We start from the raw sequence: 20,826 nt of genomic DNA, 5'->3' as shown, positions 1-20,826 counted from the left end.
CTGTGTCCCTGAACGGCGATGGCCTTCGGAGGCGATGCTCCGAAGGCCACCATACCCTTAATCGGGACAGGGTCTCTTGACGCCGGTCAAGCCGTCGGGATCTCAGGCGGCGCCTTCGCCGGCCTCCAGCTCGTCGATGAAGCCGCGGATGACGCCCAGCCCCTTCTGCCAGAAGGCAGGGTCGGAGGCGTCGAGCCCGAACGGCGCCAGCAGGTCCTTGTGGCGCAGCGTGCCGCCGGCCGACAGCATCGCCAGATACTTCCCGGCGAAGCCCTGTTCCGCATCCTGGTAGACCGCATAGAGCGAGTTCACCAGGCAGTCGCCGAAGGCGTAGGCGTAGACGTAGAAGGGCGAGTGGATGAAGTGGGGAATGTAGGACCAGTAGTGCCGGTATCCCTCGTCGTAGCGCAGCGCCGGGCCCAGGCTTTCGCTCTGCACCGCCATCCAGATCTCGCCGATGCGGTCCGACGTCAGTTCTCCCTCGCGCCGTTCGGTGTGGACGCGGCGTTCGAAATCGAAGAAGGCGATCTGGCGCACCACCGTGTTCAGCATGTCCTCGACCTTGCCGGCCAGCATGATGCGGCGGCGCTTGGGGTCGGTCTCGGCCGCCAGCAGGGCGCGGAAGGTCAGCATCTCGCCGAACACCGACGCCGTTTCCGCCAGCGTCAGCGGGGTGTCCGACAGGAAATGCCCCTGTTCCCCGGCCAGGATCTGATGGACGCCGTGCCCAAGCTCGTGGGCCAGCGTCATCACGTCGCGAGTCTTGCCCTGGTAGTTGACCAGCAGATAGGGGTGGACGCTGGGCACGGTCGGGTGGGCGAAGGCGCCCGGCGCCTTGCCGGGGCGGACCGGCGCGTCGATCCAGGGATTGTCGAAGAAGCGCTTGCCCAGGCTGGCGAGGTCGGGGGAGAAGCGGCCATAGGCGCCCAGCACGATGTCGCGCGCCTCGCCCCACGGAATGCTGCGGTCGGCATCCTCGGGCAGGGGAGCGTTGCGGTCCCAATAGTCGAGATGGTCCTGGCCGAACCATTTCGCCTTCATCGCATAGTAGCGGTGCGACAGGTCCGGGTAGGCGCCCTTTACGGCGGAAACCAGCGCGTCGACCACCTCGTCCTCGACCCGGTTGGACAGGTTGCGGGCCGACGTCGGCGTCGGGTAATTGCGCCAGTCGTCCTCGATCTCCTTGTCCTTGGCCAGCGTGTTGGTGATCAGCGCGAACAGGCGCGCATTCTCGCCCAGCACCTTGCCCACCGCCTCGCCGGCCTCGCGGCGGACGGCGGGGTTGCGGTCGGACAGCCGGTTCAGCGCCTCCGCACAGGTCAAATCCTTGCCGCCCATCGGGAAGCGCAGGCTGGCGATGGTTTCGTCGAACAGCCGGTTCCAGGCGGCGCGGCCGACCACATGCTTCTCGTGCAGCAGCCGTTCGATCTCGTCCGACAGCTGGTGGTCGCGGTAGAGGCGGACGTCGCGCAGCCACGGCTCGTACTGGCGAAGCGCCGCGGAGGCGGCCTGCTTGGCTGCCAGCCCCTCGTCGTCCAGCCGGTTGATCTCCAGCGTGAAGAAGATCAGGTGGGCGGAGATGTCGTTCACCCGCTCCTGCGCCGACTGGTAGAATTTGGCGATGGTCGGGTCGACCATGTTGCCGTTGTAGACCAGCCCGGCATAGGACATGACGCGCGACAGCGTCTCGTCGATGTCCTCATAGCCGCGGATCGCCGCGGCCAGATCGTCGCCGGTCAGCGCCGCCAGCTTGCCGGCATAGCGCTCGCGGAAGGCCTTGCACTCCCGCTCCATGCGGTCGAGGTCGGCCTTCAGCTCGGCTGACTCCATGCCGGGATAGAGGTCGCTGAGGTCCCAGGTGGGAAGCGCGCCCAGATCGGGGGTGTCGTTTGCGGCCGTGGCGGCGCTGCTGGTCATCGAATCGCTCCAGAGATTGGTGGGATCCATATAAGCGCGCACGCGCCGCGGGCAAAGTCCTCATCCGGCCGCGGTGCCGTCCGGATGAAGCGCCCGGCGCCCGGCGCGCAGCACGGCGCGCGACAGGTCGGCGAGGGTCGTGCTGGCGATGCGGCTCTGCTGCCAATGCAGCGGCACGTCCAATGGCCGGCCGGGCACCAGCTCCACCAGCCGTCCCGCCGCCAGATGGTCGGCGACCAGCGGTTCGGGATTCATCCCCCATCCCATTCCGGCCAGCGCCCCGTCGACGAAGGCATGGGTCGACGGCAGCCAATGGGTCGGCGGAGCCGGCACATCCCCCGGAGCCATGTCGCCCAGCGCCAGACGCAGCCATTGGACCTGAAGCCGGTCCTTGCGGTTGAAGGTCAGGCAGGGGGCGCCCGCCAGCGCGGCGGCCGTCACCCCATTCGCGAAATGGCGGCGCATGTAATCCGGGCTGGTGGTGGCGCGGTAGCGGAGCGCGCCCAGGGGATGGCTGTTGCAGCCGGGGACCGGGGCGGCGCTGGCGGTGACGGCGGCCAGAACCTCGCCCTTGCGCAGCCATTCGGCGCTGTGGTCCTGGTCGTCCAGCACGAGGTCGAACAGGCAGCCCGACACATCCGCCATCGCGGCGATGAACCATGTGGCCAGGCTGTCGGCATTCACCGCGATGCGCAGGGTGGTCGGTCCGTCCGCCGGAGCCAGCCCGGGCAGGGCGCCGCGCAACTCGCTTTCCAGCAGGGCCACCTGCTCGACATGCTGGCACAGGCGCTGCCCGGCAGCGGTGCCGGTGCAGGGCTGTCCGCGCACCACCAGCACGCTGCCCAGCCGCTCCTCCAGCAGCTTCACCCGCTGCGACACCGCGGACGGCGTAACGTGCAGTTGCAGCGCTGCGCGTTCGAAGCTGCCGGTTCGGATCACCGCGGCCAGCGCCGCCAGCAGCGGATAATCGAGCATGGATTAGCATCGCTTCATCAGGGCAAGAAGGATTAAGTACAGCGAAGCTTGGTCCGATGGTAGCGGAATGGCATTGCCCCCTTTCGGAACAACCACGATGACCGACCTCACCCCCGCTTCGCTGATGCCCGCCTTCCTGCCGGGCCTGTTCCTGGGCTTCAGCCTGATCGTCGCCATCGGGGCGCAGAACGCCTTCGTGCTGCGCCAGGGCCTGCGCAACGAGCATGTGCTGGCGATCTGCGCCACCTGCGCCCTGTCGGATGCGGTGCTGATCCTGGTCGGGGTGAGCGGATTCGCCACGGCCGGGGCGCGCTGGCCGTGGCTGGAACCGCTGATGCGCTATGCCGGCGCCGCCTTTCTGCTGGTCTATGGGCTGCGCAGCGCCCATTCGGCCTTGAAGGGCGGGTCCGGGTTGGCGCCGGCGGACCGGGAGCCGGGTGGATTGCTGCCGGCGCTGCTGACCTGTCTGGCGCTGACTTGGCTGAACCCGCATGTCTATCTCGACACGGTGGTGCTGGTCGGCTCCGTCTCCTCCCGTTTCGCAGAGGCGCGGGGCGCCTTCGCGCTGGGGGCGATGACGGCCTCCTTCCTGTTCTTCTTCGCGCTCGGCTATGGCGCCCGGCTGCTGCGCCCGCTGTTCGCCCGGCCGGCGGCGTGGCGGGTGATGGATGGGGTCATCGCCCTGGTGATGTGGGCCATCGCCGCCGGCCTGCTGGCGGGTTAGGGGCGGGCGAACAGGTCGCCGTCCTCGCAGAACAGCAGCGACCGGTGGAGCGCCGTTCCTGCCATCGTGCCGGCTCCCACGGCCAGAGCCACCGATCCCGCCGCCCGTGCCGCGTCGCCGCAGGCGAAGATACCGGGAACGCTGGTTTCCTGCATCCCGTCCGTCCGGATATAGGCGCCGAGCGGCCCCTCGTCGAAGGCGCATCCGAGTTGGGCGGCCAGCGGGCTGGCGACACGGCTCGCCGGCAGAACGAAAAGGCCGGCGAAGGGCAGGACACGTCCATCCGCGAGTGCGACGTCGGCGGGGCTGCCGTCGATACCGGCGACGAGGGCCGTTTCGACCGCGACTCCCCGCCGTTCCAGATGGGCCGACTGGTCGGCATCCGGCTCGAACGCTCCATTGAGCAGCAAGGTCGTCGGCCCCCAATCCGGCAGCATCAGCGCATGGTGCATCGACTGGCCGGACACGGCGATGACACCGATCCGCCCCTGCATCAACTCGTAGCCATGGCAGTAGGGACAGTGGAAGACGGAGCGTCCCCAGCGCTCCGCCAGACCGGGGATGGCGGGCAGATCGTCGACGACTCCGATGGCCAGCAGCAGGCGCCGGCCCGCGAAGCTGCGGCCTGCGGCATCCGCGACCCGAAAGCCGGTGCCCGTCCGCTCCGCCCGCTCGGCCCGGCCGGTCTCCCAGGTGACGGTGGGATAGCGCATCAGCTGCTCCCGGGCCTCGGCGGCGATTTCTCCCGGCGGCCGGCCGTCCTGCCCGAGAAAGCCGTGGGAGTGTGAGGCGAAACGGTTGCGCCGGACCCCCTCGTCGATCACCAGCACCCGGCGCCGGGCGCGGGCGAGCTGCAGGGCCGCTGCGATGCCGGCATAGCTGCCGCCGACGATGATCGCGTCGTAGGTCATCGGCTCTTTTCCTTCCATGAGTGAATCGTTCAGCGCGCTCTCACGGCCGTCCTGCGGGATGGGCCATCACGACACATCGTAAGTTACGTGAGTGGGTGCGGTCAACGTGGCATGTAACTCATGAAGTGTCGTGAGTTGGATCGGACATGCGAGCGGGAGACGATCGCCGATGAGACAGGACAGCCGCCTTTCCCGCATGCTGCATGTGCTCATCCATATGGACCGCCATGAGGGTGCCCTGACGTCGGAGGCGATCGCGGCCATGCTGAACACCAACCCGGTGGTCATCCGCCGGACGATGGCCGGACTGCGCGATGCCGGCTATGTGCGGTCGGAAAAGGGCCATGGCGGCGGCTGGCGGCTGGCACGCCCGCTCGATGGGATCACGCTGCTCGACATCCATCTTGCGCTCGGCGAACCGACGGTCTTCGCCATCGGGCCGACGGACGACGATCCGAGCTGTCTGGTGGAGCAGGCGGTCAACGCCGCCCTGGACGATGCCTTGCGGGAGGCGGAGGCGGTGCTCGTCCGCCGTCTCGGCATGGTGACGCTTGCCGATCTCGCCGCCGACTTCGACCGCCGCTTCACGGCCTTGGGCAGGTCCTGACGTCGGGAGCTATTCCGCGCCCTGCGCCCCGGCCTCCTGCGCTCCTGCCTCCTGCGCCCGGCGGATCGCCGCCTCGACGCATTGCAGGTGCAGCTTCTTGCGGGCGAGCTGGCGGGCGCGGCGTTCCTCCAGGTCGGTGGTCGCCATCGCTTCGATGGCGCAGCCTCGCCAGCCGTTGGCATCGAGCGCGCGGGCGACCTCGGCATAGCCGAAATAGCCCTTTTCCGGCTGCTCCCACGGCGCCCGGAAGTCGGCGCGGCGCAGCACGAAGCGGTTGGACTGGCTTCCACCGCCCAGATTGGTCAGACGGGCCACGATCAGCCGCTCGCCGTTGCCGTGAACGACGGTCAGGATCGGGCGGATTCCGGTGATGGGTGGATCGGCGGCCATGTTCCATGCATAACGGTCCGGGGGCGTCCTGACCAGTGCGTCGCTTAGCACAGGTCGGGACGCTCCGTCGCCCGTTCGAACGGAGAAACGCCGATGCGCCTGGTCCCGACCGTGTCGTTCACCGCTCTCACGGCCATTCTGCCGGCATTGCTCATCGCCGCCGGCCCTGTCGCCGCGCAGCCGGTTCCCGCACAGCAGGCCATCGCGACCGGCTGCGAAGCCTATGCGGCCAACCCGATGATCGAGGCGCAGCTGTTCTTCGGCCGCAACATCGGCAGTGAGGTCGGCGTCAGCGAGCGCGACTGGAGCGGCTTTCTCGATGACGAGGTGACGCCCCGTTTTCCCAACGGCCTGACCGTCACCGACGCTTCCGGCCATTGGCGGGACAGCGAAACCGGCCGCCTGATCCGCGAGCCCAGCAAAATCGTCACCCTGCTGGCCGACCGCGATCCGGCGACACTGCATCTGATCCGCGAAATCGTCGACCTGTACAAGGAGCGCTTCCACCAGCAGTCGGTTGGGCTTGCCATCCGGCCGGTCTGCGCGTCCTTTTGAATCCAGCGCTCCGGAAGGATGTTTCACTGTCGGGGAATGCGACAGCTCGCCGCACCCCCGACCTTCAGACATTTGCCTGCCCTTATGCTTTTGTCGCAGATTGTGGAGGCTGCGTAACGGTTCGTTTCGTGGCCGAGAGGAAATGCGCACCGAATAGTGCCAAAATAGAATGAGGGACGCCCTGCCATGAGCCCGACCGCCAGCACCACGACCGCCGAGCTTTACGACCGGATGCATGCCCGCTCCCTGTCGGATCCCGAGGGATTCTGGGGCGAGGCCGCCAAGGAGATCTCCTGGTACAAGCCCTGGGACAAGGTGCTGGACGACAGCAACGCCCCCTTCTACCGCTGGTTCACCGGCGGTGAGCTGAACACCTGCTACAACGCGGTGGACCGCCATGTCGAGGACGGTCGCGGCGCCCAGCCGGCGATCATCTACGACAGCCCGGTGACGCAGACCGTCCAGACCATCACCTATGCCGAGTTGCTGGATCAGGTCGCCCGCTTCGCCGGCGTGCTGCGCGCCCAGGGCGTGGAGAAGGGCGACCGCGTCCTGCTCTACATGCCGATGATCCCGCAATCGGTCGTCGCCATGCTGGCCTGCGCCCGCCTGGGCGCGGTGCATTCGGTGGTGTTCGGCGGCTTCGCCCCGCACGAGCTGGCGACGCGCATCGACGATGCCAAGCCGAAGGCGATCGTGTCGGCCTCCTGTGGCATCGAACCGAACCGGATCGTCAAGTACAAGCCGATGCTGGATTCGGCGATCGAGCAGTCGGCCCACAAGCCCGGCAGCGTCATCGTCTGGCAGCGCCCGCAGGAAGCGGCGGCGCTGGTCGCCGGGCGAGACGTCGATTGGGCCGAGGCGGCGGCGGCGGCCGAGCCTGCCGGCTGCGTGCCGGTCAAGGCGACCGACCCGCTCTACATCCTCTACACGTCCGGCACCACCGGCCAGCCCAAGGGCGTGGTGCGCGACAACGGCGGCCATGCGGTGGCGCTGCGCTGGACCATGACCAACATCTACAACGTCAAGCCGGGGGAGGTGTATTGGGCGGCGTCGGACGTGGGCTGGGTCGTCGGCCATTCCTACATCGTCTATGCGCCGCTGCTGACCGGCTGCACCACGGTTGTGTTCGAGGGCAAGCCGGTCGGCACCCCCGATCCCGGCACCTTCTGGCGGGTGATCGAGCAGCATAAGGTCGGCACCCTGTTCACCGCCCCGACCGCCTTCCGCGCCATCAAGCGCGAGGATCCGGACGCCACCTACCTGAAAAAGTACGACCTGTCGCATTTCCGCGCCCTGTTCCTGGCCGGCGAGCGGTCGGACCCCGACACGCTGCATTGGGCCGAGGACAATCTGAAGGTGCCGGTGATCGATCATTGGTGGCAGACCGAGACCGGCTGGGCGATCTCCGGCAATCCGCTGGGCGTCCACCTGTTCCCGATCAAGTACGGCTCCGCCACCCGTCCGATGCCGGGCTGGGATGTGCGGGTGCTGAACGCCGAGCTGAAGGAAGTGCCGCGCGGCGACATCGGCGCGATCTGCGTGAAGCTGCCGCTGCCTCCGGGCACGCTGCCGACCCTGTGGAACGCCGACGAGCGCTACAAGAAATCCTATCTGGCCGATTACCCCGGCTACTACCAGACCGGCGATGCCGGCTTCGTCGACGACGACGGCTATGTCTATGTCATGGCGCGCACCGACGACATCATCAACGTCGCCGGCCACCGCCTGTCGACCGGCGCGATGGAAGAGGTGCTGTCGAGCCACAAGGACGTCGCCGAATGCGCGGTGATCGGCGTGGCCGACGACCTGAAGGGACAGGTGCCGCTCGGCTTCGTCTGCCTGAAGGCCGGCGTGACCCGCCCGCATCAGGAGATCGTGAAGGAGGTGGTCCAGCTGGTGCGCGAGCAGATCGGCCCGGTCGCCGACTTCAAGCGGGCGCTGGTGGTCGATCGGCTGCCGAAGACCCGTTCCGGCAAGATCCTGCGCGGCACCATGCAGAAGATCGCCGACAGCCAGGATTACAAGATGCCGGCGACCATCGACGATCCGGGCATCCTGCCGGAGATCGCCGACGCGCTGAAGACGCTGGGCTATGCCAAAACCAGCGGCACGCCGGACTGAAGGCTTGAGCAGGGGGCGGCTTTCGGGCCGTCCCCGTCCGCCATTCACGTTGATTCAGCCGGAGACGACCGACAGGTTCTCCGGCTCCTCGCTGCCCAGGTCGAGCAGCGGCAGGAAGCTCGCCGGCTCCTGCGCGCCGGACAGCGCATAGCGGCGGTTGAAGATGTAGCAGGGGACGGCCTGCAGCCCCATCTGGCGCGCCAGCGTGTCGGCGGCATGGACCGCCGCCGATTCGGCGTCGGTGGACAGCTGGCGCCGGATGTCGGGAAACTCGAGTCCCAGTCCGGCGGCGACGCCGGCCAGGGCGTCGAGGTCGCCGATGTCCACCCCCTCGGCGAAATAGGCGGTGAACAGCGCATCGGCCATGACGTTGCCCAGGCCCTGCCGGCCGGCGATGCGGACCAGCCGATGCGCGTCGAAGCTGTTGGGCGTGCGCTGGATGCGGTCGAGCGCCAGCGGCAGCCCGTCGCGCATTGCAGTTTCCTCCACCACCCGGTGAATTTGCCGTGCCCGCTCCAAGCCGCCGAACTTGGCGGCCAGATAGTCGTCGCGCGACATCCCGCCGCGGACCATGTCCGGATTCAGCTGGAAGGGCTGCCAGCGGATCTCCGGCCGCAAGGCGGGCCGCTGCATCAGCGCCCGGTCCAGCCGGCGCTTGCCGATATAGCACCAGGGGCAGATCAGGTCGGCGAAGGTTTCGATCAGCATTCCATCACTATCGGCGAGCCGCCGGCCCCGGGCAACCGCTTCTTCCGTCGCACCCGCCTGCAACCCTTTGTTAACCGAGTCGGCCCGAGAGTCCGGATTGGCTCTGCCGGTCCGGAAGCGGCCTGCCTGCCCGGCAGCGGATTCGGCGGTGTGGCGGATATTTCCCGGTGGGCGAGACGCGATGAGCAACTCCTACGTCGACGGCAAGGTGCGCGAAGCGATCATGGCGGCCAAGGGCAGCCGGACCAACGCGCAGAAGCTCTTGATGGCCTGGGCGGTCGAGGATCCCGACCTGCTGCGCGGCATCGCCCAGCCCTTCCTGAAGGCCATCGCCGCCGCCGCCATCGAGCGTGCCGGCCGTCCGCCCGCGCGCAGCCCGGCAGCCCGTCCCGCCGCTGCCGCGGGGGGAGGGCGCCCATCGGCGTCCGGTCTCAGCCGCGATGCGCTGGAAAATCTGCTGAACCAGTTGGGCCGTGACGAAGGCGGGCCTGCCGACGCGCGCCCCACGGCTGCCGGCAAGGCGGCGGCTCCGGGGAAGAAGGGCACCACGGTGCATGAGGCGCCGGCAGGCGGTCCCTCCCACGAAAAGGCGATGATGGCCATCGCCAAGGCATTCGTCGCCAAGAAGGTGCGCTGAACCCGCCTGCGAGCCGGCACTCACGATTTGCGGATCACGACCCGTTGTCGGCGTTGTAAGGGGTGGCGTCGTCGAACCAGCTGCGCTGGCGCGGGACCGGCCTGATGTCCGGCGGCGGGCTGGCCAGCGCGGTATGGCCGTTGCGGTAGGGGTCGGGAATGTGGTGGCATTGAACGTCGGCCAGCGTGCGATAGCAATAGAGCCGCGAACGGTCGACCACCACCTTGTCCGGACAATAATCGCCGGTTGTCTCGAAGCTGACGATAGAGCAGTCGCGTCCGGTCGCCGCCGAGACGATATGGTCGCCGATGGTCTTTTTGGTGGCGTTCAGGGTCACCACGTCCGCGCCGGCCGCGGCCAGCCCGATCGGCGACGTGCAGCCGGCCAATCCTGGCGCCAGCGCAACCACCGCCAGCCACCCAAGCCCGCAGACCGCTCCCCTCGCGCCCATCGCCTTCCGCCCCCCAAGCCGCAAGCAGACCATGCCTCATGATGCATTGCGCGCGAACGCGGTTAACAAGCGATGAATTCACCCCCTGGGGAGGGGCTCAACGCAGCAGCGCACAGATGCGCGACCGGCATTGCACCAGGACGAAGGCATCCTTGTCCTCGGTGCAACCGACCTTGAAGGTGGTCGCTCCCTCGCGTCCCACCGTGTAGCGCAGCACCTCTACTTTTGCCGGCGTGCAGTTGCCCATGGACTTGGCGATTTCCTTCGCTTCCGCCTGGGCGGCGGACACGTTGGACGCGGCCAGGGCGCTGCCCGCCGCCGTCAGGGACATCAGGGCGGCCGACAGGACGGCGCAGCGGCGCGGGATGGGCGAGTCGCGGAAGCTCATGGGCCGACTATCGCATGAGGCGGCGTGGATTCGGAAGCGGTGCCTCCGAAATGTCGCAGCGGTGCGATTCCCGCCGCCGCGTGAAGGGGAAGCTGCTATGCTCGGGTCCTGCAATGACGCTGCGGTAAAGGCCTGTCGCCGACGGCAGCATGGGGGCGGGGGAACGCATGATCTCGAACGACCGGCGGCTCGGCGACCGCATCCTCGCCGCACTGGAGCTGGCTCTGGAGCAGAAGCATCTGGAGGTCGCCGAGCATCTGGCCTGCGCGCTGGAGGAAACCTTGACCCGCTTCGGTGGACCCGATGCCGTCGACCATCGTCAGGTGTCGGCGGGGTTGCTGCACGCCTTCGACAGGCTGGATGAACTGCGCCGGGACGCGCACCGGCTGCCTTGAGCGGTCCGGCGGGGCAGGTGGCTCAGCATCCGTTGTTTTCTGCAATTTGGTGATTGACAGGCGGCCATCGGGCCGACTACAAACCGCCCACCGAACGACGGGGGCCATAAACGGTCCCGGTGAAAACAGCAGACAGCTCAAAGCTTTGGCTCTTTGGCCGGTCGTTGTTTACAGAAAGTCGCTCTGCGCGGGTGTAGCTCAGTTGGTTAGAGCGCCGGCCTGTCACGCCGGAGGCCGCGGGTTCAAGTCCCGTCACTCGCGCCATTTTCATTACAGAAATTCCCCGGAATTCCCCAGTACGGCGCAAGGACTCGCAGATTGCGGGTCCTTTTTTGCATGCAAATAGTCTTTCCTTTGCCGATTTTTAAAAACGTGGTATTACCAAGCTCTGGCGCAGGGATAGGCTTGTCCTTCCGCGTAGTGAAAAGCGATTCAAAGCGCTTTCCTTGCCCACGCTCTCGGCATATATTCCGGCCCGTCTGATGGGCTAATCCAAGGCATGGCTGCCACGGCTTTGCGCTTCCGCCGATTTCGCGGCTGGAACGGCGCCCGTGGTCGTGGGCTTATGGGAGGAACGCGGTGTCGACTCCGCTGATCATTGAGTATCTTCCGATCCTGGTGTTTCTGCTGATCGGCATCGCGCTGGCCGCGGTGATGGTTGGGGCATCCTACGTCATCAGCCCGAAGAACCCGGACGCGGAGAAGGTCTCCCCCTACGAATGCGGCTTCGAGCCGTTCGAGGACGCGCGCACCAAGTTCGACGTGCGGTTCTATCTGGTCTCGATCCTGTTCATCATCTTCGACCTCGAAGTCGCCTTCCTGTTCCCCTGGGCGATTGCGCTGGGCGACATCGGGCTGTTCGGCTTCTGGTCGATGATGCTGTTCCTCGGCATCCTGACCATCGGCTTCATCTATGAGTGGAAGAAAGGAGCTCTGGAATGGGAGTAGAGGTCGCCAAGCCGCTGGCGCCGATTCCGCCCGGACCGGAACAGGACGCCTACATCCGCGCGGTCTCCGACGAGATCCAGGACAAGGGCTTCGTGCTGGCGAAGTACGAGGATCTGCTCGCCTGGGCACGGACCGGTTCGCTGTGGCCGATGACCTTCGGCCTGGCCTGCTGCGCGGTGGAGATGATCCACGCCTACATGAGCCGGTACGACCTGGACCGTTTCGGCGTGATCCCGCGTCCCAGCCCGCGCCAGTCCGACTGCATGATCGTCGCCGGCACGCTGACCAACAAGATGGCCCCCGCGCTCCGCAAGGTCTACGACCAGATGCCGGAACCGCGCTGGGTGATCTCGATGGGCTCCTGCGCCAACGGCGGCGGCTACTACCACTATTCCTACGCGGTGGTGCGTGGCTGCGACCGGATCGTGCCGGTGGACATCTATGTGCCGGGCTGCCCGCCGACGGCGGAGGCGCTGATCTACGGCATCCTCCAGCTCCAGAAGAAAATCCGTCGCGGCAACCGCATCGCCCGCTGAGCCTAGCGGACTGTCCCGTCCGGGCCTCCGGGCCTCGGGCGGGATCGAAAGAGAAGCGCGCTGAAGACAAGTAGGAAGGCAGGGTCCCACCCATGTCCGAACAGGCGTTGAAGGAACTCGGGGACGTCATCGCGGCCAAGCTCGGCGGCGACGTCCTGAAGGTCGAGGTAAGGCTCGGCGAGCTGATGGTGACGGTCGCCCGACCGTCGATCCTGACGGTGCTGACCGCGCTGCGCGACGATCCGGCCATCCGGTTCGAGCAGCTGACCGACATCACCGCGGTGGATTACCCGGACCGCATCGAGCGGTTCGAGGTCGTCTACCAGCTGCTCAGCTACACCCACAACCGGCGCATGCGCGTGAAGCTGGCCACCGACGAGGACACGCCCGTGCCGTCGGCCGTCTCCGTCTTCAGCGCGGCCAACTGGTTCGAGCGCGAGGCGTGGGACCTGTTCGGCGTCTTCTTCGAGAACCACCCCGACCTGCGCCGCATCCTCACCGACTACGGGTTCGAGGGGCACCCCTTCCGCAAGGACTTCCCGCTGACCGGCTACGTCGAAGCCCGCTACGACGAGGACCAGAAGCGCGTGATCTACGAGCCGGTCCGTCTGACCCAGGATTTCCGCGCCTTCGACTTCCTCAGCCCGTGGGAAGGCATGACCAACGTCATGCTGCCCGGCGACGAGAAGGCCGCCCTCCAGGACGGGAGCAAGAAGCCGTGAGCATGACCGTTTCGACCGAATCGGCGACCGGCGTCGTTGTGGCCGGACCCGGCGGGCCGATCAGCGCCACCGGTCCAGAGACCAAGACGCAGATCAAGCCCTACACGATGAATTTCGGGCCGCAGCACCCGGCCGCCCACGGCGTGCTCCGTCTGGTGATGGAGTTGAACGGCGAGGTGGTGGAGCGCTGCGATCCGCACATCGGCCTGCTGCACCGCGGCACCGAGAAGCTGATCGAGTACAAGACCTACATCCAGGCCGTGCCCTATTTCGACCGCCTGGATTACGTCAGCCCGATGTGCATGGAGCACGCCTATGTGCTCGGCATCGAGAACCTGCTGCAGATCAAGGCGCCGCTGCGCGCCCAGTACATCCGCGTGCTGTTCTCGGAGATCACGCGCATCCTGAACCACATCCTGTCGATCACGACGGGTGCGCTCGACGTCGGCGCCATCACGCCGGCACTGTGGGGCTTCGAGGAACGCGAAATCCTCATGGAGTTCTACGAGCGGGTGTCGGGTGCGCGCCTGCACGCCAACTATTTCCGGCCGGGCGGCGTTGCCTGGGACATCCCGGACGGGCTGCTGGACGACATCTGGGCCTTCACCGAGCGTTTTCCGAAATTCATGGCCGACCTCGAAAGCCTGCTGACGGAAAACCGCATCTTCAAGCAGCGCACGGTCGACATCGGCATCGTCACCAAGGAGCAGGCGCTCGACTGGGCCTTCACCGGTCCGATGCTGCGCGGTTCCGGCGTTGCCTGGGACCTGCGCAAGTCGCAGCCCTACGAGGTCTACGACCGCATGGAGTTCGACGTGCCGGTCGGTCTGACCGGCGACTGCTGGGCGCGCTATCTGGTGCGCATGGAGGAGATGAAGCAGTCGCTGCGCATCATCCGCCAGTGCTGCAAGGAGATGCCGGCCGGTCCCTACAAGATCGAGGACCGCAAGGTGTCGCCGCCGCCGCGTGGCGAGATGAAGCGCTCGATGGAAGCGCTCATCCATCACTTCAAGCTCTTCACCGAGGGCTTCCACGTCCCGGCCGGCGAGACCTACACCGCCATCGAGGCGCCCAAGGGCGAGTTCGGCGTGTATCTGGTGTCGGACGGCACGAACAAGCCCTACCGCTGCAAGATCCGCGCGCCGGGCTTCGCCCATCTTCAGGGCCTGGACTTCATGTCGAAGGGGCACATGCTGGCCGACGCCGTCGCCAACATCGCCTCGATGGACATCGTTTTCGGAGAGATCGATCGATGAGCGCGCCCGCTTCCGATCACGGCCACGCTGAGCCGACCAGCTTCACCTTCACTCCGGAAAACCTGGAGCTGGCGAAGCGCATCATCGCCAAGTATCCGGCCGGCAAGCAGGCGAGCGCCTGCATGCCGCTGCTCGACGTCGCCCAACGCCAGAACGGCGGCTGGCTGCCGCGCGTCGCCATGGACGCCGTGGCCGACCTGCTGGGCATGCCGCGCATCCGCGTGTACGAGGTCGCGACCTTCTACACGATGTACAACAAGAACCCGATCGGCAGGCACCACATCCAGGTCTGCACCACCACGCCCTGCTGGCTGCGCGGGTCGGACGACGTCGTCCACGCCTGCAAGAAGAAGCTCGGGATCGAGGTGGGCGAGACGACGGCCGACGGCCAGTTCACGCTCGGCGAGGTCGAATGCTCGGGCGCCTGCGTCAACGCGCCGGTTGTGCAGATCGGTGACGATTACTACGAAGACGTGGGTCCGGAGCATATGGAGCGCATCCTCGACGCGCTGGCCCGCGGCGAGACGCCGAAGCCCGGTTCGCAGACCGGCCGCCGATCGTCGGAGCCGGTTGGCGGCCCGACGACGCTGAAGGCATTCACCACCGCGCAAGCGGACGCCACTGCCGCGCAAGCGGACGATTGAGGGGGAGGGGACAGCGATGCTTCGCGATGAGGACCGCATCTTCACCAACCTCTACGGCTACCAGGACTTCGGTCTGGAGGGAGCCCGCAAGCGCGGTGACTGGGACAACACGGCGGCGATCCTGGCCAATGGCCGCGAGTGGATCATCGAGCAGGTGAAGGAATCGGGGCTGCGCGGCCGCGGCGGCGCCGGCTTCTCGACCGGCATGAAGTGGTCCTTCATGCCGAAGAACGTGACCGACAAGCCCGTCTACCTCGTCATCAACGCCGACGAGGGCGAGCCCGGCACCTGCAAGGACCGCGACATCCTGCGCCACGATCCGCACAAGCTGATCGAGGGCTGCCTGATCGCCGGTTTCGCCATCGGCGCCAGCGCCTGCTACATCTACATCCGCGGCGAGTTCTACAACGAGGGCTCCAACGTCCAGCGCGCCATCGACGAGGCGTACGCAGCGGGGCTGATCGGCAAGAACGCCTGCGGCACCGGCTATAGCTACGACGTCTACATCCATCGCGGTGCGGGCGCCTATATCTGCGGCGAGGAAACCGCGCTCATCGAGTCAATCGAGGGCAAGAAGGGCCAGCCGCGCAACAAGCCGCCGTTCCCCGCCCAGGCCGGCCTCTATTCCTGCCCGACCACGGTGAACAACGTCGAATCGATCGCGGTGGTTCCGACCATCCTGCGTCGCGGCGCCTCCTGGTTCGCCGGCCTCGGCCGCCCGAAGAACTCGGGCACCAAGCTCTTCTGCATCTCCGGGCACGTGAACAATCCGTGCAACGTGGAAGAGGAGATGGGCATCCCGCTGAAGGAGCTGATCGAGAAGCATGCCGGCGGCGTGCGCGGCGGCTGGGACAATCTGCTGGGCATCATCCCCGGCGGATCGTCGGTTCCGGTTCTGCCCAAGTCGATCTGCGACACGGTGCTGATGGATTTCGACAGCCTGCGCGAAGTGCAGTCGGGCCTGGGCACCGCCGCGGTGATCGTGATGGACAAGTCCACCGACATCGTGAAGGCGATCGCCCGCCTGTCGTCCTTCTACGCGCATGAATCCTGCGGCCAGTGCACGCCGTGCCGCGAGGGCACCGGCTGGATGAGCCGCATCATGCAGCGCATGGTCACCGGCAATGCGCGGCTGGAAGAGATCGACATGCTGCTGCAGGTCACCAAGCAGGTCGAAGGCCACACCATCTGCGCGCTCGGCGATGCCGCCGCCTGGCCGATCCAGGGCCTGTTCCGCCACTTCCGCCCGGAAGTCGAGCGGCGCATCCAGGCCTACCGCAATGCTGCGCCGCTGGCGGCCGAGTAAGGAGTTCCCGTTCCCATGCCGAAACTCACCATCGACGGGATCGAGATCGAGGTCGAGCCGGGCACCTCGATCCTCCAGGCTTGCGAACAGCTGGGGATCGAGATTCCGCGCTTCTGCTACCATGAGCGCCTGAGCGTGCCGGCCAACTGCCGCATGTGCCTGGTGGAGATGGAGCGCGCGCCCAAGCCGGTCGCGTCCTGCGCCATGCCCTGCGGCGACGGGATGGTCGTCCGCACCAACAGCGAAACCGTCCTGAAGGCCCGCAAGGGCGTCATGGAATTCCTGCTGATCAACCACCCGCTGGATTGCCCGATCTGCGACCAGGGCGGCGAGTGCGACCTGCAGGACCAGGCCATGGCATACGGCTTCGACCGCGGCCGCTACGGCGAGAACAAGCGGGCGGTGCAGGACAAGTACATGGGTCCGGTCATCAAGACCATCATGACCCGTTGCATCCATTGCACCCGCTGCGTCCGCTTCATCAACGAAGTGGCCGGTGTGCCGGACGTCGGTGCCGTCTATCGCGGCGAGCATATGGAGATCACCACCTTCGTCGAGAAGGCGATCGGCTCGGAGCTGTCGGGCAACCTCGCCGACGTCTGCCCGGTCGGCGCGCTGACCCACAAGCCCTACGCCTTCACGGCCCGGCCGTGGGAGCTGCGCAAGACCGAGACGATCGACGTCCTCGATGCCGTCGGTTCCAACATCCGCGTCGACGCCCGCGGGCCCGAGGTGATGCGCGTTCTGCCGCGGGTCAACGACGACATCAACGAGGAGTGGCTGAACGACAAGAGCCGCTACTCGTATGACGGCCTGAAGCGCCAGCGGCTGGACCGCCCCTATGTCCGCCAGAACGGCAAGCTGGTCCCGGTCAGCTGGGCCGAGGCCTTCACCGCCATCGCCGCCCGGCTGAAGGGCCTGTCCGGCAGCCGCGTCGCCGCCATCGCCGGCGACCTGATCGACGTCGAGGCGCAGTTCGCGCTGAAGGAGCTGCTGTCCCGTCTGGGGTCGACCAACCTCGACTGCCGCCAGGACGGTGCGCGCTTCGACACCTCGGTGCGTGCCGGCTACCTGTTCAACTCGGGCATCGCCGGCATCGAGAAGGCCGACGTCATCCTGCTGGTCGGCACCAACCCGCGCTGGGAAGGCACGCTGGTCAACGCCCGCATCCGCAAGCGCTATCTGGCCGGCGGCGTCACCATCGCCTCGATCGGCGAGCAGCGCGACCTGACCTATCCCTACAGCGTGATCGGGTCCGGCCCGGAGACGCTGCAGCAGCTGGTCGACGGCAGCCATCCGTTCTCCGAGACGCTGCGCGCCGCCAAGAACCCGATGATCATCGTCGGCATGGGTGCCTTCCAGCGCGCCGACGGGCTCGCGGTGCAGGCCGCCGCCCGTCTGGTCGGCGAAGTCTACGGCATGTTCCGCGACGACTGGAGCGGCTTCAACGTGCTGCACACCGCCGCGGCGCGCGTCGGCGGCATCGAGGCCGGCTTCCTGCCGGGCGAGGGCGGCCGCGACATCCACGGCATCCTCGAGGGGGCGGCCAAGGGCGAGATCGAGTTCGTCTACCTGCTGGGTGCCGACGAGATCGACATGGCCAAGCTGGGCAACGCCTTCGTCGTCTACCAGGGTCATCATGGCGATGCCGGCGCCCACCGTGCCGACGTCGTCCTGCCGGGTGCCGCCTACACCGAGAAGAACGCGGTCTACGTCAACACCGAGGGCCGTCCGCAGCTCGCCCGCCTCGCGGTCTTCCCGCCGGGCGAAGCGCGCGAGGACTGGAAGATCGTCCGCGCCCTGTCGGAAGTCCTGGGCACCACGCTGCCCTTCGACAGCCAGACCCAGCTGCGCCAGCGGCTGATGGCGGCGAACCCGATCTTCGCGGCGGTCGGCGAGACGACGCCTGCGGCCTGGGCCCCCTTCGGCGCGCAGGGGGCGGTCGACGCCGCCCCGTTCGTGACGCCGATCACCAACTTCTACATGACCGACCCGATCAGCCGGGCGTCGGTGACGATGGCCAACTGCACGGAAGCGCTGGCGGGCCCTGCTCAGGAGAGGACTGGCACCCATGGCTGAGTTCTGGAGCGGCTTTCTCCTGCCGCTGATCATTATGGTCCTGCAAATCCTGGCGATCACCGTGCCGCTGCTGGTGGCCGTCGCCTTCATGACCTATGCCGAGCGCAAGATCATGGGCGCGATGCAGATGCGCCAGGGGCCCAACATCGTCGGTCCCTTCGGCCTGATGCAGCCCTTCGCCGACGGCCTGAAGCTGTTCGCCAAGGAGCAGATCCTGCCGGAAGGCGCCAACCGCGTCGTCTTCTACGTCGCGCCGATGCTGACCTTCTTCCTGGCGCTGATCGCCTGGGCGGTGATCCCGTTCGATTACGGGGTGGTTCTGTCCAACATCAACGTCGGCGTGCTGTACCTGTTCGCGATCTCGTCGCTGGGCGTGTACGGCATCGTGATGGCCGGCTGGGCGTCGAACTCGCGCTATGCCTTCCTCGGCGCGCTGCGCTCGGCAGCACAGATGGTGTCCTACGAGGTCTCGATGGGCCTCATCATCATCAGCGTTCTGCTGTGCGTCGGCTCGCTCAACCTGACCGACATCGTGCGTGCGCAGGAAACCGTCTGGTTCTGCGTCCCGCTGCTGCCGATGTTCGTGATGTTCTTCATCTCGGCCCTCGCGGAAACCAACCGCGCCCCCTTCGACCTGCCGGAAGGCGAGTCGGAGCTGGTGGCCGGCTTCATGGTCGAATACAGCTCCGCCCCCTTCGCGCTCTTCTTCCTTGGCGAATACGCCAACATGATCCTGATGAGCGCGATGACGAGCATCCTGTTCCTCGGCGGCTGGCTGCCTCCGCTGCCCTTCGCGCCCTTCACCTGGGTGCCGGGCATCGTCTGGTTCGCCCTGAAGATCGCGCTGTGCCTGTTCACTTATGTCTGGGTTCGCGCCACGGTGCCGCGTTACCGCTACGACCAGCTGATGCGGCTGGGTTGGAAGGTCTTCCTGCCCTTCTCGCTGTTCTGGGTGGTGCTGACCGCAGGTGTCCTGGTGACCTTCGGCTGGCTGCCCAAGTAACCGGCACCGTACAAGCCAGCCTGCACCGAACCCACCATTGACGTGTCGATTTGAGTGCCGGCGAGCCGTCCGAACAACGGGGCGACCGCCGGCGAGGAAGGAGACGAAGAGGCCATGGCGTTCCTCGACCGCGCGGCGCGCAGCCTGTTCCTGACCGAGCTGCTGGGTGGCATGGCGCTGACCTTGAGCTACATGTTCAAGCCCAAGGTCACCCTGAACTACCCGTATGAAAAGGGGCCGATCAGTTCCCGCTTCCGCGGCGAGCATGTGCTCCGCCGCTATGCGAGCGGCGAGGAGCGCTGCATCGCCTGCAAGCTGTGCGAAGCGGTGTGCCCGGCTCTCGCCATCACCATCGAGGCCGAACCGCGTGACGACGGCAGCCGCCGCACCACGCGCTACGACATCGACATGACCAAGTGCATCTACTGCGGCCTGTGCCAGGAGGCCTGCCCGGTCGATGCGGTGGTCATGGGGCCGAACTTCGAGTTCTCCACCGAATCCCGTGAAGAGCTCTTCTACAACAAGCAGAAGCTGCTGGCGAACGGCGACCGCTGGGAGGCGGAGATCGCCCAGAACCTCGCGGCCGAGGCTCCTTACCGGTAAGCGGAAGCGAGAAAAACGATGATACTCCAAGGCATCGCCTTCTACGTGTTCGCCGCGCTGCTGGTGGCCTCCGGTGTGATGGTCATCTCGGCGCGGAACCCCGTTCACTCCGTCCTCTTCCTGATCCTCGCCTTTTTCCAGGCTGCCGGTCTCTGCGTCCTGATGGGTGCGGAGTTCATCGCGATGATTCTGATCATCGTCTATGTCGGCGCCGTCGCCGTGCTGTTCCTGTTCGTGGTGATGATGCTCGACATCAACTTCCGCGAACTGCGGCAGGGTGCGATGGAAGCGCTGCCGCTGGGTGCGCTGGTCGGGCTGATCCTGCTGGCCGAACTGGCGGCCGTGCTCGGCGGCTGGATTGTCGCTCCCAATGTGGCGAGCATCGCGGGTGCACCGACGCCGGCGCTGGATCAGGTGTCCAACACCCACGCGCTGGGCCGGCTGATGTACACCCAGTACGTCTACCTGTTCCAGGCATCCGGCATCGTCCTGCTGATCGCCATGATCGGCGCCATCGTGCTGACGCTGCGGCAGCGGGCGGGTGTGCGTAAACAGAATGTCGGCGAACAGATCGCCCGTCGCCGGGAAGACGTGGTCGTCATTCGCAAGGTCACGACCGGGGAGGGCGTGTGATCATGGAGATCGGTCTCGGACATTACCTGACGGTCTCGGCCATCGTCTTCACGCTGGGCGTGCTGGGGATCTTCCTGAACCGGAAGAACGTCATCATCATCCTGATGTCGATCGAGATGATGCTGCTGGCGGTGAACCTGAACCTCGTCGCCTTCTCGACCTACCTGCACGATCTGGTCGGCCAGATCTTCGCCATGATCATCCTGACCGTCGCCGCCGCCGAGGCGGCCATCGGCCTCGCCATCCTGGTGGTCTACTTCCGCAACCGCGGCTCGATCCGAGTCGAAGACATCAACATGATGAAGGGCTGAGGC

Annotated in this window: 24 protein-coding genes and 1 tRNA gene; 18 read left to right on the top strand and 7 right to left on the bottom strand. The window is 66.7% G+C overall.

The features are described from left to right. Window positions 1-102: 102 nt before the first annotated feature. Window positions 103-1,917: a M3 family oligoendopeptidase gene (locus ABMY26_RS24595; RefSeq protein WP_372397231.1), complete on the bottom strand. Its 1,815-nt coding sequence runs from the start codon at window positions 1,915-1,917 to the stop codon at window positions 103-105. A 60-nt stretch (window positions 1,918-1,977) separates the two neighbouring features. Further along, window positions 1,978-2,892 (bottom strand): LysR family transcriptional regulator ArgP, encoded by a 915-nt coding sequence (locus ABMY26_RS24590; protein ID WP_372397230.1) that lies wholly within the window; start codon window positions 2,890-2,892, stop codon window positions 1,978-1,980. Between the two features lie 97 nt (window positions 2,893-2,989). Here ABMY26_RS24590 and ABMY26_RS24585 point away from each other — a divergent pair, with 97 nt between their 5' ends. Further along, window positions 2,990-3,616 (top strand): LysE/ArgO family amino acid transporter, encoded by a 627-nt coding sequence (locus tag ABMY26_RS24585; RefSeq protein ID WP_372397229.1) that lies wholly within the window; start codon window positions 2,990-2,992, stop codon window positions 3,614-3,616. Here ABMY26_RS24585 and ABMY26_RS24580 read toward each other — a convergent pair. Beyond that, window positions 3,613-4,527, bottom strand: coding sequence for an NAD(P)/FAD-dependent oxidoreductase (locus ABMY26_RS24580; RefSeq protein WP_372397228.1), 915 nt, complete (start codon window positions 4,525-4,527; stop codon window positions 3,613-3,615). The genes ABMY26_RS24585 and ABMY26_RS24580 overlap by 4 nt on opposite strands. A 169-nt stretch (window positions 4,528-4,696) precedes the next feature. On the opposite strand from ABMY26_RS24580, the gene ABMY26_RS24575 reads away from it, so the two are divergent. Then, window positions 4,697-5,134, top strand: a complete 438-nt coding sequence (locus tag ABMY26_RS24575) for an Rrf2 family transcriptional regulator (protein ID WP_372397227.1) — start codon at window positions 4,697-4,699, stop codon at window positions 5,132-5,134. Between the two features lie 9 nt (window positions 5,135-5,143). On the opposite strand, the gene ABMY26_RS24570 is transcribed toward ABMY26_RS24575, so the two are convergent. After that, window positions 5,144-5,524 carry a hypothetical protein gene (locus ABMY26_RS24570; RefSeq protein ID WP_372397226.1) on the bottom strand — a complete coding sequence of 127 codons (381 nt, stop codon included), beginning with the start codon at window positions 5,522-5,524 and terminating at the stop codon, window positions 5,144-5,146. 93 nt (window positions 5,525-5,617) lie between these two features. Here ABMY26_RS24570 and ABMY26_RS24565 point away from each other — a divergent pair, with 93 nt between their 5' ends. Continuing rightward, complete coding sequence (locus ABMY26_RS24565; protein WP_372397225.1) at window positions 5,618-6,079, top strand: DUF3574 domain-containing protein; 462 nt, start codon at window positions 5,618-5,620, stop codon at window positions 6,077-6,079. A gap of 186 nt (window positions 6,080-6,265) precedes the next feature. Continuing rightward, on the top strand, window positions 6,266-8,203 hold the full coding sequence (locus ABMY26_RS24560) for a propionyl-CoA synthetase (RefSeq protein WP_372397224.1): 1,938 nt from the start codon (window positions 6,266-6,268) through the stop codon (window positions 8,201-8,203). A 54-nt stretch (window positions 8,204-8,257) separates the two neighbouring features. Here ABMY26_RS24560 and ABMY26_RS24555 read toward each other — a convergent pair whose 3' ends face one another. After that, window positions 8,258-8,911 carry a DsbA family oxidoreductase gene (locus ABMY26_RS24555; protein WP_372397223.1) on the bottom strand — a complete coding sequence of 218 codons (654 nt, stop codon included), beginning with the start codon at window positions 8,909-8,911 and terminating at the stop codon, window positions 8,258-8,260. Window positions 8,912-9,092: 181 nt separating this feature from the next. Between ABMY26_RS24555 and ABMY26_RS24550 the strand changes: the two genes are divergently transcribed. Further along, a complete protein-coding gene (locus ABMY26_RS24550) occupies window positions 9,093-9,548 on the top strand; it encodes a hypothetical protein (RefSeq protein ID WP_372397222.1) in 456 nt (151 codons plus the stop codon). Window positions 9,549-9,582: 34 nt separating this feature from the next. Here ABMY26_RS24550 and ABMY26_RS24545 read toward each other — a convergent pair whose 3' ends face one another. Both ABMY26_RS24545 and ABMY26_RS24540 read right to left on the bottom strand, forming a co-directional pair. After that, complete coding sequence (locus ABMY26_RS24545) at window positions 9,583-9,999, bottom strand: hypothetical protein (RefSeq protein WP_372397221.1); 417 nt, start codon at window positions 9,997-9,999, stop codon at window positions 9,583-9,585. Window positions 10,000-10,096: 97 nt separating this feature from the next. Then, window positions 10,097-10,387 (bottom strand): hypothetical protein, encoded by a 291-nt coding sequence (locus tag ABMY26_RS24540; protein ID WP_372397220.1) that lies wholly within the window; start codon window positions 10,385-10,387, stop codon window positions 10,097-10,099. A gap of 167 nt (window positions 10,388-10,554) precedes the next feature. On the opposite strand from ABMY26_RS24540, the gene ABMY26_RS24535 reads away from it, so the two are divergent. The 13 genes from ABMY26_RS24535 to nuoK all read left to right on the top strand — a co-directional run bounded on the left by ABMY26_RS24535 (window position 10,555) and on the right by nuoK (window position 20,823). After that, entirely contained in the window at window positions 10,555-10,782 is a 228-nt protein-coding gene (locus ABMY26_RS24535; protein ID WP_372397219.1) for a hypothetical protein, read from the top strand. A 187-nt stretch (window positions 10,783-10,969) separates the two neighbouring features. Beyond that, window positions 10,970-11,046 (top strand) — tRNA-Asp (locus ABMY26_RS24530). A gap of 315 nt (window positions 11,047-11,361) precedes the next feature. Then, window positions 11,362-11,730: an NADH-quinone oxidoreductase subunit A gene (locus ABMY26_RS24525; RefSeq protein WP_014248419.1), complete on the top strand. Its 369-nt coding sequence runs from the start codon at window positions 11,362-11,364 to the stop codon at window positions 11,728-11,730. Then, the gene (locus ABMY26_RS24520; protein ID WP_200192574.1) at window positions 11,721-12,266 is read left to right on the top strand and encodes an NADH-quinone oxidoreductase subunit B family protein; all 546 of its coding nucleotides are present in this window, start codon (window positions 11,721-11,723) and stop codon (window positions 12,264-12,266) included. Before ABMY26_RS24525 ends, ABMY26_RS24520 begins: the two co-directional genes overlap by 10 nt. Window positions 12,267-12,358: 92 nt before the next feature. Continuing rightward, window positions 12,359-12,988, top strand: coding sequence for an NADH-quinone oxidoreductase subunit C (locus ABMY26_RS24515; RefSeq protein ID WP_045580749.1), 630 nt, complete (start codon window positions 12,359-12,361; stop codon window positions 12,986-12,988). A gap of 107 nt (window positions 12,989-13,095) precedes the next feature. Beyond that, entirely contained in the window at window positions 13,096-14,244 is a 1,149-nt protein-coding gene (locus ABMY26_RS24510) for an NADH-quinone oxidoreductase subunit D (protein WP_372399062.1), read from the top strand. Then, entirely contained in the window at window positions 14,241-14,888 is a 648-nt protein-coding gene (gene nuoE, locus ABMY26_RS24505) for an NADH-quinone oxidoreductase subunit NuoE (protein ID WP_372397218.1), read from the top strand. The genes ABMY26_RS24510 and nuoE overlap by 4 nt, the downstream gene beginning before the upstream one ends. Before the next feature lie 16 nt (window positions 14,889-14,904). Continuing rightward, window positions 14,905-16,194 carry an NADH-quinone oxidoreductase subunit NuoF gene (gene nuoF, locus ABMY26_RS24500; RefSeq protein WP_045580747.1) on the top strand — a complete coding sequence of 430 codons (1,290 nt, stop codon included), beginning with the start codon at window positions 14,905-14,907 and terminating at the stop codon, window positions 16,192-16,194. A gap of 15 nt (window positions 16,195-16,209) precedes the next feature. After that, the gene (gene nuoG / locus ABMY26_RS24495) at window positions 16,210-18,273 is read left to right on the top strand and encodes an NADH-quinone oxidoreductase subunit NuoG (RefSeq protein ID WP_372397217.1); all 2,064 of its coding nucleotides are present in this window, start codon (window positions 16,210-16,212) and stop codon (window positions 18,271-18,273) included. Next, window positions 18,266-19,276: an NADH-quinone oxidoreductase subunit NuoH gene (gene nuoH / locus ABMY26_RS24490; protein ID WP_372397216.1), complete on the top strand. Its 1,011-nt coding sequence runs from the start codon at window positions 18,266-18,268 to the stop codon at window positions 19,274-19,276. Before nuoG ends, nuoH begins: the two co-directional genes overlap by 8 nt. 114 nt (window positions 19,277-19,390) lie before the next feature. Next, window positions 19,391-19,879, top strand: coding sequence for an NADH-quinone oxidoreductase subunit NuoI (gene nuoI / locus ABMY26_RS24485; protein ID WP_045582387.1), 489 nt, complete (start codon window positions 19,391-19,393; stop codon window positions 19,877-19,879). Between the two features lie 18 nt (window positions 19,880-19,897). Continuing rightward, entirely contained in the window at window positions 19,898-20,512 is a 615-nt protein-coding gene (locus ABMY26_RS24480) for an NADH-quinone oxidoreductase subunit J (protein ID WP_372397215.1), read from the top strand. A 2-nt stretch (window positions 20,513-20,514) separates the two neighbouring features. Beyond that, on the top strand, window positions 20,515-20,823 hold the full coding sequence (nuoK, locus tag ABMY26_RS24475) for an NADH-quinone oxidoreductase subunit NuoK (protein ID WP_045580743.1): 309 nt from the start codon (window positions 20,515-20,517) through the stop codon (window positions 20,821-20,823). Window positions 20,824-20,826 lie beyond the last annotated feature (3 nt).

Origin of the sequence: Azospirillum sp. HJ39 (assembly GCF_041507355.1) — a bacterium.
Taxonomy (GTDB): Bacteria; Pseudomonadota; Alphaproteobacteria; order Azospirillales; family Azospirillaceae; genus Azospirillum; species Azospirillum thiophilum.
Note: the sequence above shows the minus strand (reverse complement) of the source record. Positions and strands in the feature narration are given on the sequence as shown.